Here is a 242-nt window from a genome sequence, read left to right on the forward strand (position 1 = left end):
TCCCCGAGAGCTGGTCGTTCAGCCCCCCGTGCCCCAGCGGTGCGGTGGCGTCGGCGAGCCGGTCCAGCTGCTTCGGCTGCAGCTCGCGGGGTTCGCGCGCCACATGACCGAGGAGCTGCTGCCCCTCGACGGTCAGATGCCGGTGCGCGAGGGGGTCGCGGCCCGGGCCGGCCGGCCCGTTCTCCAGGATCACGGCGACGAAGCGCGGCAGGAACCGCAGCCGGGGCTCGGAGCCCCCGGAC

General features: G+C 76.0%; 1 pseudogene. It reads right to left on the reverse strand.

Going from position 1 to position 242, the window contains the following annotated elements:
* Positions 1-242: pseudogene (locus KVT44_RS56720) on the reverse strand (glycosyltransferase family 2 protein); the annotation flags it as partial.

Origin of the sequence: Streptomyces sp. GbtcB7, assembly GCF_019091445.1 — a bacterium.
Taxonomy (GTDB): Bacteria; Actinomycetota; Actinomycetes; order Streptomycetales; family Streptomycetaceae; genus Streptomyces; species Streptomyces mirabilis.